The sequence below is a fragment of the Pedobacter sp. 10L46_2 genome (assembly GCF_056395165.1).
Map to the genome: position 1 here is coordinate 1 of NZ_JBFTIZ010000177.1, position 8,499 is coordinate 8,499.

The 8,499-nt window shown below is 42.1% G+C and carries 8 protein-coding genes; 4 read left to right on the forward strand and 4 right to left on the reverse strand.

Annotation, left to right across the window (positions count from 1 at the left end):
* Positions 1 to 111: 111 nt before the first annotated feature.
* The 4 genes from AC1DDX_RS17590 to AC1DDX_RS17605 form a co-directional block, all read right to left on the reverse strand.
* The gene (locus tag AC1DDX_RS17590; RefSeq protein WP_477622340.1) at positions 112 to 1,422 is read right to left on the reverse strand and encodes a M16 family metallopeptidase; all 1,311 of its coding nucleotides are present in this window, start codon (positions 1,420 to 1,422) and stop codon (positions 112 to 114) included.
* 91 nt (positions 1,423 to 1,513) lie between these two features.
* Positions 1,514 to 3,199 (reverse strand): protein-disulfide reductase DsbD family protein, encoded by a 1,686-nt coding sequence (locus AC1DDX_RS17595; RefSeq protein WP_430709541.1) that lies wholly within the window; start codon positions 3,197 to 3,199, stop codon positions 1,514 to 1,516.
* 14 nt (positions 3,200 to 3,213) lie between these two features.
* A complete protein-coding gene (locus AC1DDX_RS17600) occupies positions 3,214 to 3,660 on the reverse strand; it encodes a protein-disulfide reductase DsbD domain-containing protein (protein WP_172663392.1) in 447 nt (148 codons plus the stop codon).
* Between the two features lie 36 nt (positions 3,661 to 3,696).
* Positions 3,697 to 4,746, reverse strand: coding sequence for a PLP-dependent cysteine synthase family protein (locus AC1DDX_RS17605; RefSeq protein WP_288880017.1), 1,050 nt, complete (start codon positions 4,744 to 4,746; stop codon positions 3,697 to 3,699).
* Between the two features lie 173 nt (positions 4,747 to 4,919).
* Between AC1DDX_RS17605 and AC1DDX_RS17610 the strand changes: the two genes are divergently transcribed.
* The 4 genes from AC1DDX_RS17610 to AC1DDX_RS17625 all read left to right on the forward strand — a co-directional run.
* Positions 4,920 to 5,378, forward strand: coding sequence for an Lrp/AsnC family transcriptional regulator (locus AC1DDX_RS17610; protein WP_172663390.1), 459 nt, complete (start codon positions 4,920 to 4,922; stop codon positions 5,376 to 5,378).
* A 149-nt stretch (positions 5,379 to 5,527) separates the two neighbouring features.
* Positions 5,528 to 6,130, forward strand: coding sequence for an RNA polymerase sigma factor (locus AC1DDX_RS17615; RefSeq protein WP_337714921.1), 603 nt, complete (start codon positions 5,528 to 5,530; stop codon positions 6,128 to 6,130).
* 87 nt (positions 6,131 to 6,217) lie between these two features.
* Positions 6,218 to 7,255: a FecR family protein gene (locus AC1DDX_RS17620; RefSeq protein ID WP_337714920.1), complete on the forward strand. Its 1,038-nt coding sequence runs from the start codon at positions 6,218 to 6,220 to the stop codon at positions 7,253 to 7,255.
* Positions 7,256 to 7,439: 184 nt separating this feature from the next.
* On the forward strand, positions 7,440 to 8,499 hold a 1,060-nt coding region (locus tag AC1DDX_RS17625), incomplete at its 3' end, for an STN domain-containing protein (protein WP_477622341.1).

Genomic DNA, 8,499 nt, shown 5'->3' on the forward strand with positions numbered 1-8,499 from the left:
GTGATAGCTGGTGCAGGCCCTGGTTTCGGCTTTTGACTTCTATCTAATTTTTGTGCCATAGCTGCTTGAGTAAACAGGACTGAAACGGCGAATATGAATATCTTCTTCATGTTATTTCTTTGGTAAATAGTAAAGTACTACACGCTGATCTTTAGTTAAATATTTCCGGGCAACATCCCTGATCTCTTCTTTGGTGATTGATTTCACCTGAGCCAGCTGCTCATTCAGGTCATTCGTATTTTTATGAAGGGTATATCCGTTGGCAAGGCTTTCTGCAACCCCGATCATTTTACTATTGGCACTGACATACCCATTCTCAAATTGATTTTGGAGTTTTGTGTATTCTGATTCTGTGATCAGATCTGACTGTAATCGGGTAACCTCTGCGTCAATATCAGTTAAAAGGCCATTTAAAGGAGTATTGTTGTTGGGTAGGGCAAGCGTAATGTACGCACCATAATCTTCCAGTGTGTAGTTGAAGGCTGCCACCTCCAGGGCCGTTTTTTTCTGATCGACCAWTTTTGTGCTTAACCTTGAACTTCCTCCACCAGATAAAATTGTGCTGACCATTTCGAGGACTTTGTTCTCGCGGCTCTTCATTCCGGGAATACGGTAAGCCGCAAATATCGCGGGAATTTGAATATTCGCATCATAAACCGTATCTACGATTTGTTTAGCGATTGGTTTGAGTTCGAAAGTGCCTTTGATCACCGGAACTCCTATAGGCACTTCGTTAAAATATTTGGCAATCAGTATTTTGGTGTTTTCAATGTCCAGGTCTCCAGCGATGGTCAACACCGCATTGTTAGGGGCATAATATTTTTTGAAAAAGGCAATAAACTCATCTAGTTTTGCTGCATCCAGATGCGCCATTGATCCTATTGGTTGCCAGCTATAAGGATGGCCATCAAACAAATGACTGAAGATGTTTTCCGCAAATTTCCCATAAGGTTTGTTGTCCATACGCATACGCTTTTCTTCTTTAACTACTTCGCGCTGGGTTTTAACACCTGCATCGTCAATTTTAGGATGGAGCATACGCTCGCTTTCCAGCCATAAACCCAGTTCCAGCTGATTAGAAGGAAATACTTCGTAATAAAATGTTCTGTCCTGACTGGTGTTTGCATTGTTCTGGCCACCGTTGCTGCTAACGATCTTCATAAAATCTCCACGTTTCATGTTTTCACTGCCTTCAAATAGTAAGTGCTCGAAAAAATGTGCAAAACCTGTTCTTTGAGGATCCTCGTCTTTAGAACCTACATGATACATGACCGATACAGCCACTACCGGGGCAGTCTTATCCTGATGAAGGATTACATGCAGGCCATTTGCCAGGTCGTATTCGGTAAATTTTACCTGTTGTGCACTGGCGCAAAGGAAAAGTCCTGAAAGCGACAACGTTATTAGAAACTTATATCTCATATTTTTATCTTTTTTGTAAGTAAACCAGGTCGGCATCCACCGATCCTGGTTAATTATTAACTCCTATTTTGTTTTTTATAAGTAGACTTGTTTATTTATTCTTAAGTGCTGTCAATCCGCTTTTAAGATAGGTTGCATAGGCCTTGGTATCAAAATTGGCCCCCTGTGTTTCCACCAAAGGAACCAGGTCATGGCCTGCCAGAACATATAAAGGCTGGGCGTTTGAACCATATTTAGTGGCCTGGAAATCCAGGTTCCAATAGCCAAGGTCCTCAGTTTTGCGTTTTAAAATTTTAGAGTAGTGGATTTTGTTTGCAGGCATCTTAATGTTACGGTCGTCGGCATAGAGTTGGATCAGTACATATTCCTCATTGATCAGCCTACTGACCTCCTTGTCCACCCACACCAGGTCCTCCATTCTCCGGCAGTTCACGCAGGTATGCCCGGTAAAGTCAAGCAGCACAGGTTTACCCACCTTCTTTGCATACGCCAGACCTTCCTCCAGGTCAAAGAAAGGATGAAAACCCAATGGGGCCTTTAATGATTCACTATGCTTCACCTTTGCTGGAAAATTGACTGATGTTGTAACCGGAACAATTCCATTGCTGCTCAGGATAAAATCCTGGGTGTTCATTGGTGGTGCAAGGCCGCTTAATACGCTGACAGGTGCCCCCCATAAGCCGGACACCATATATAAGGCAAATGAAAAGGACAGGATGGCGAAAAATAAACGTGGTACAGATACATAGGGCACATCGCTGTCATGTGAAAACTTGATCTTGCCCAGCAGATAAATCCCCATGAGCATAAAGATGACGATCCACAGTACCAGGAAAACTTCCCGATCAAACCACTCCCAGTGCCAGGCCAGGTCGGCTGAGGAGAGGAACTTTAAGGCCAGGGCCAGTTCCAGGAAACCCAGACATACTTTTATACTGTTTAGCCATCCGCCAGATTTGGGCATACTATTCAAAACACCGGGAAATATAGCCGATAAGGTAAATGGTAAGGCCAAAGCCAGGGCGAACCCAAACATCCCTATAGCTGGAGCCAGTAGTTCGCCTTTGGAACTGGCCTGTACCAGCAAGGTGCCAATAATAGGTCCTGTACAGGAGAAGGAAACCAATGCTAAGGAGGCTGCCATGAAGAAAATACCGCCAAGACCTTTACTGTTGTCGGCCTTGTTGTCTATTTTGTTTACAAATGAACTGGGTAGGGTAATTTCAAATGCCCCAAAAAAAGAGATCGCAAACACCACTAGCAGAAGGAAGAATAAAAAGTTGAACAACCCGCTGGCACTTAATGCATTTAGTCCCGCAGAACCAAATATAACAGTGATCAGTAAGCCCAGTCCTACATAAATGACAATGATGGACAGTCCGTAGATCAGGGCCTGACCGATACCTTTACTTTTGCTTCCTGCTCTTTTGGTGAAATAGCTGATGGTAAGTGGTACCATTGGAAAAATGCATGGCATCAGGAAGGCTAGAAAACCTCCTGCCAATCCTGCAATGAACGTTTCCCACAATGTTTTCTCTTTTTCTGCCTTACTGGTTTTGACCTGGGTGCTGGTTGCTGTTATTTTTTTTACAGTATCAGCCGTCCCTGCCTGAACAGTAGTCAATGTATCGGTCTTAAGTGTAGTGTCGGGTACAATCTCGGTAAATTCAACATTAGCCATTGAAGTATCCGATTCTTGTGAAAAAATAGGATAAAGGGACGCCATAATAAATAGCACCGTCATCATAAGCGTTTTGATGACGGTTGGGTAGTACATCGGTTTCATTTCGACTAGCTTACAGGAATCGAAAATTCAACAGTTTCGGGTGGCAAACACTGCTGGTCATCACAAACCATAAATTCGAGGGTGCCTTTAACTAGCGCTTTAGCTCCTGTCAATTTTATCTTTTGTTGAAAAATGACAGATTTTTCAAAATAACTGACATTCATTTCAAAAGACTTTTCAAATTTGGTAATTGCTTTGGGCTCAACGGTTTTTCCACTTAGTTTGTAAGTTTTTGAAGGTACAAAGCTAAAGCTTGTTTTCACAGGTCCGCCATCTGCCATATTTTGGGAGTAGATATGCCAGCGGTCTTCTATAGTGGCTTTGAGGTAGAGGATGGCTTCTGTTTTAGAAGTTTTCTTGGCTGCATAGCTCCATTTCACGGGCTTGAGAATTTGGCTGCTGGCCGAAAAGCTTAAAAAAAGCGCCAGGGCAAATACAAATAGATTTTTCATGTTTATGTGTTTTTTGGTTGGTTGATTGTTTTAGTGTTAGCTGAGTCGGCAGATGGGGTCGTAACCTGTAAAGATGGTATCTGTTGAGATATAGAAGTCCCTGATAGGTTCTTCTTTAACCAGGTCAGTACTCAGGTACTTTTTATTGCTGTCGCAAAGTAGGGTGACCACTACTGCTGCTGCTCCCAGTTCCTGTTTTAGTTTAATTGCCCCGATTACATTCGCCCCCGAGGAAATGCCTACCGCGAGTCCCAGTTCTTTCGCGAGTTTCTGAGCCATGATGATGGCATCACCGTCATTAGCCTGGATGACTTTGTCCAGTTTGTCCAGTTTAACGATCTGCGGAATGAATTCATCAGAAATCCCCTGGATTCTGTGGCTCCCTACTTTATAGCCTGTGGTCAGTGTTGGACTTTCGGCGGGTTCCAGTGGATGGATTTTGATGCTGGGATGATAGTTTTTTAGCCTTTTACCTACACCCATCACAGTTCCACCTGTACCCACACCTGCTACGAATGCATCCGGCACCAGATTTCTGGTTTGCAGTTGTTCCCATATTTCCTGTCCCGTGGTTTTTTCATGGGCCTGCTCATTGTACTTGTTCTCAAATTGCTGAGGGAGGAAAACGTTACCCTCGGCAGCCAGCTGTTCACAAAGTTTAATACTGCCTACAAATCCGCCTTCTTCCTTACTGATCAGGACTACCTCTGCCCCAAGGCTTTTGATGATGTCTGTTCTTTCCTTACTTAGCCAGTTGGGCATAATGATCTTCACCGGGTGGCCAAGGGCCTTACCGATAGCGGCAAAGGCAATCCCTGTATTTCCACTGGTAGCTTCAATAATGGTGTCTCCGGGTTTTATTGCACAATGATTATACGCCTCATAAATGATGTTCAGCGCCATTCTGTCTTTGATACTTCCGGTAAGATTGTAATGTTCGCATTTCACATAGATCTTGCTGGGAATTCCCTTATAAGTATAATGGATTTCCAACATAGGGGTGTTGCCCACCAAATGCCAGAGGTGGTCGAATTTATTTACCAGGGTGGTGCTTAAACAGGTTTGTTCTTTGGTTTCAGCCAGCATAACTTTTATTGAAGTGATTGCCAAAACTCTATATACTCCTTTTAATGCACAATAGATACGATCATTTTCAGTTTTTTTACTTGTAAAATCAATATATTTATGTTTTTTTGCTAGTTTTGGTTACCGTAAATATTCTTTTGGCGTTTTTTTTACACCTGAACTGATTTATTGATATGCAATTAGACACAATTGACCTTGAACTGTTAAAAATCCTTCAGCATGATGCCACCCTTACCAACAAGGAACTGGCGGTTCGGCTGCACAGGTCTGTGGCGGCTATTCAGGAACGAAGAAGGAAACTGATTGACCAGGGGTATATAAAAAGTACCGTTGCAATTCTGGACCGAAACAAAATAGACAGGGGGTTGATTACTTTTCCCCATGTCCATATGAGTAGCCATACTGCAGAGATTCTGATTCAATTTGAACAGGAAGTTTCTAAATTTGATGAAGTGATGGAATGCTTTCAAATGTCTGGTGATAGTGATTTTATTCTGAAGGTAGCCACCCGTGATTTGGATGAGTATTCGGATTTTCTCCGGGATAAACTGGCAAAATTAGCTAATGTATCCAGAGTTAACAGTTCTTTTGTGCTAAGAGTGGTTAAAAATGTTACCGCATATCCGATTTAATAAAAATATCCATAGTTAAGCGGCAAAAAAAAACCTTTTTTTACTAAAATGCTTTCTGATTTGTGATGCTAAAGACGCTTTAGCTGATAAGAATTAAAACTTGTGACCAACTTTATGTAACTTTATGGCTAAAATAATAACTTAGTTACATGGGAGCTAAAGTCTTTGAACCGGGTGATGACAAACCATTGATGACTAAAGTTGCTGATGGTGATCAGCAAGCGTTCGGGCGGATTTTCGATCATTACAGTGCTAAGGTTTATGCCTATGCTTTTCGGTTTTTAAGATCGCAACAGCTTTCTGAGGATATTGTGCAGGATGTTTTTACCAATATCTGGTTAAAAAGAGACAAACTTCCGGAAATCAATAATTTCGGAGCTTACCTACGGGTTGTTTCCAAAAATCTTACCCTTAATGCGTTGAAAAAATTGGCACTTGACTTTAAGACCAATGAGATAAGTCAGAAGGAGTGGAACGATATTGATAACACAACTGAAAGCGGTATTATGGTTAAGGAAACATTGGCTTTGTTAAACGCGGCCATTCAAAAGTTACCTCCTCAGCAACAGAATATTTACCGGATGTGCCATATGGAAGGGTTGAAACAGAAAGATGTTGCTGAACGCCTCCACATTTCACCGCTGACGGTAAAAGTGCATCTTCGCGAGGCGACCAAAACCATTCGGGGGCTTATGGACAATCATGCAGACTTACCCCTGTTGCTGGTTATTTTATTTCACCTGGCAAAATAATTTTTATTTCGACTACTCCCTTTTTGAATTCCAGTTGTCATCTAATTAAAGGCCTGATGATGTGCCCTGCGAAAAATATATATCCCCATGAATAAGGAACGATTAATGTATTTGTTTCGGAAATATGCCGATCACACCTGTACCAAGGAAGAGCATGCCGAATTTATGGCACTGGTTAACAGTGGAAATGCGGTTAGYGAACTCGATGAATTGATGGATAGTGAATGGGAGAAACATTTTACAGAAGAAGTGTTGGATAAAAACAGTGCCATACAGATTTTTGACCGCGTGGTGGCCTCCGATAAGGATAAAGAAATTGCCCCCTCTTTGAAGGTGATTAAGATAAGGCCTATACTGCGAAGAGTCATATGGGCTGCCGCCCTGCTGGTCATTGGTTTCTTTGTTTTCCTATACCTCACACCTGCTGGAAATAAACGAGTTAATGAAGGTCATTTTACAGCTAATGGCCAAAGTTCTTTAATCACGGAGCGTGCAACTGCTGAACACAGGGGTATTACACTTCCTGACGGAAGTAGGGTTGTGCTTAACAAGCAAAGTACCCTGATATTTTCGTCTCATTTCAATAAAAAAACAAGAGAGGTCTCTTTGATTGGGGAAGGGTACTTCGATATTAAGCATGATGCCAGCCGACCGTTTGTGGTGCATACCGGGAAGATTAAAACAACAGTGCTGGGTACGGCATTTAACATTAAGTACGTTGATCGTGAAAATAATGTCATTGTAACTGTAACCCGCGGTAAAGTGATGGTGCAGAAAGAAAACAAAACGCTGGGAGTTATTCTGCCCGATCAGCAGATTGTTTTTAACCAAAAACAAAATAAATCCGAAGTCCTTGGAGTAGAAGCACGCAGGATTGTAGAATGGCAGGAAAATGACCTGTTTTTTGACGATGTAACCATGGATGATGCGATGGCGCAACTGGCCCGACGTTTCAACATAAAAATAAGGTTTGCCAACGATTATAGTAAGGGTTGTCGTTTTACGGCTACCTTCTTAAAGGGAGAAAGTCTGGATGAAATATTGCAGGTTATAGCTTCATTCAATCATATAGAATATCAAAAAAAGGCAGGGGAAATCATTATCTCCGGTAATGGATGCAAATAATAATTAATCAATTTAATATACCTAAACCATTAACTAAACATTTATGAGAGAAATTTACTACCTGCGTATTTGACGAAAAACTCCCTGTCGCTAAACAGGGAGCTGTTGATTGTTTTTGCTCTAGCGCTAACTGGAGCAAATTGTTATAAACAATTTTTCGAGGATCATTTAAACATTTAAAATTATGAAATTTTCTGCAAAACCAGCAGAGGGTGCTGAAAGCTATTTATGCTTTTCTGCCTCCAATAAGTCGCGATATATAATTCGTCAGATTATGCGTTTAAGCCTAATTATAACTATTTTAATAACCACAACCTTCCAAATCCTGTTTGCTTCCAATATAAAAGCGCAGGGCTCGGCTCAGGTGCAGGTGACCATGGAACTTAAAAATGAGTCGGTTTTATCGGCCATAAAGAAGATTGAGCAACAAACCAATTTTAGGTTCATCTTTAGGAACAGCGATATCAAAGACGCAAAGAACTTAAGCGTTCCTTTAGATACACGGTCTGTTAAAGCTACTTTAAACCTGATTTTAAGGGGAAATGGGTTGACCTTTAGCGAAGTAAACAATAAAATTCTGATTGCCAGAGCAGAAAGTCATGGGATTGCGGGCGAACAGGCCGATGCTAAGGTTACCGGAATTGTACTGGATGATGAAGGTAATCCCTTGTCTGGGGTGACCATTATGGTTAAAGGTGACAATAGTTCCAGTTCTGCAACTGATTTAAATGGCCATTTTAACATTACGATCCCGTCCGACGGAAACCAGACACTGGTATTTAGCTACATAGGTTTCAAAACACAGGAAGTGCCTGTAGGAACCTCAACCTCGCTAAAGGTAACGATGGTTGCTGCTCCGGGAAGTTTGCAGGAGGTAGTTGTTCTGGGGTATTCTGCACAGAAGAAAAGCAGTATTACTGGTTCGGTGGCAACCGTTAGCGGAGCGGAGTTGAGGCAAAGTCCCGCGGCCAACATTAGCAATTCCCTGGTTGGACGCCTGCCGGGATTAATTGCTTTTCAGGGATCGGGACAACCTGGAAGAGATGATTCCAGGTTACTGATCAGGGGAATAAGTTCGCCAACCAACTCATCGCCTTTAATTGTTATTGATGGCGTACCTCAGGAGGCTGTTAATGCAGCAGGAGTTCAGATTAATGCAACGTTGCCGCATATAGATCCTTCCGATATCGAGAGTATTTCTATTTTAAAGGATGCGGGTACAGCCGCCGTGTACGGTGCCAGGG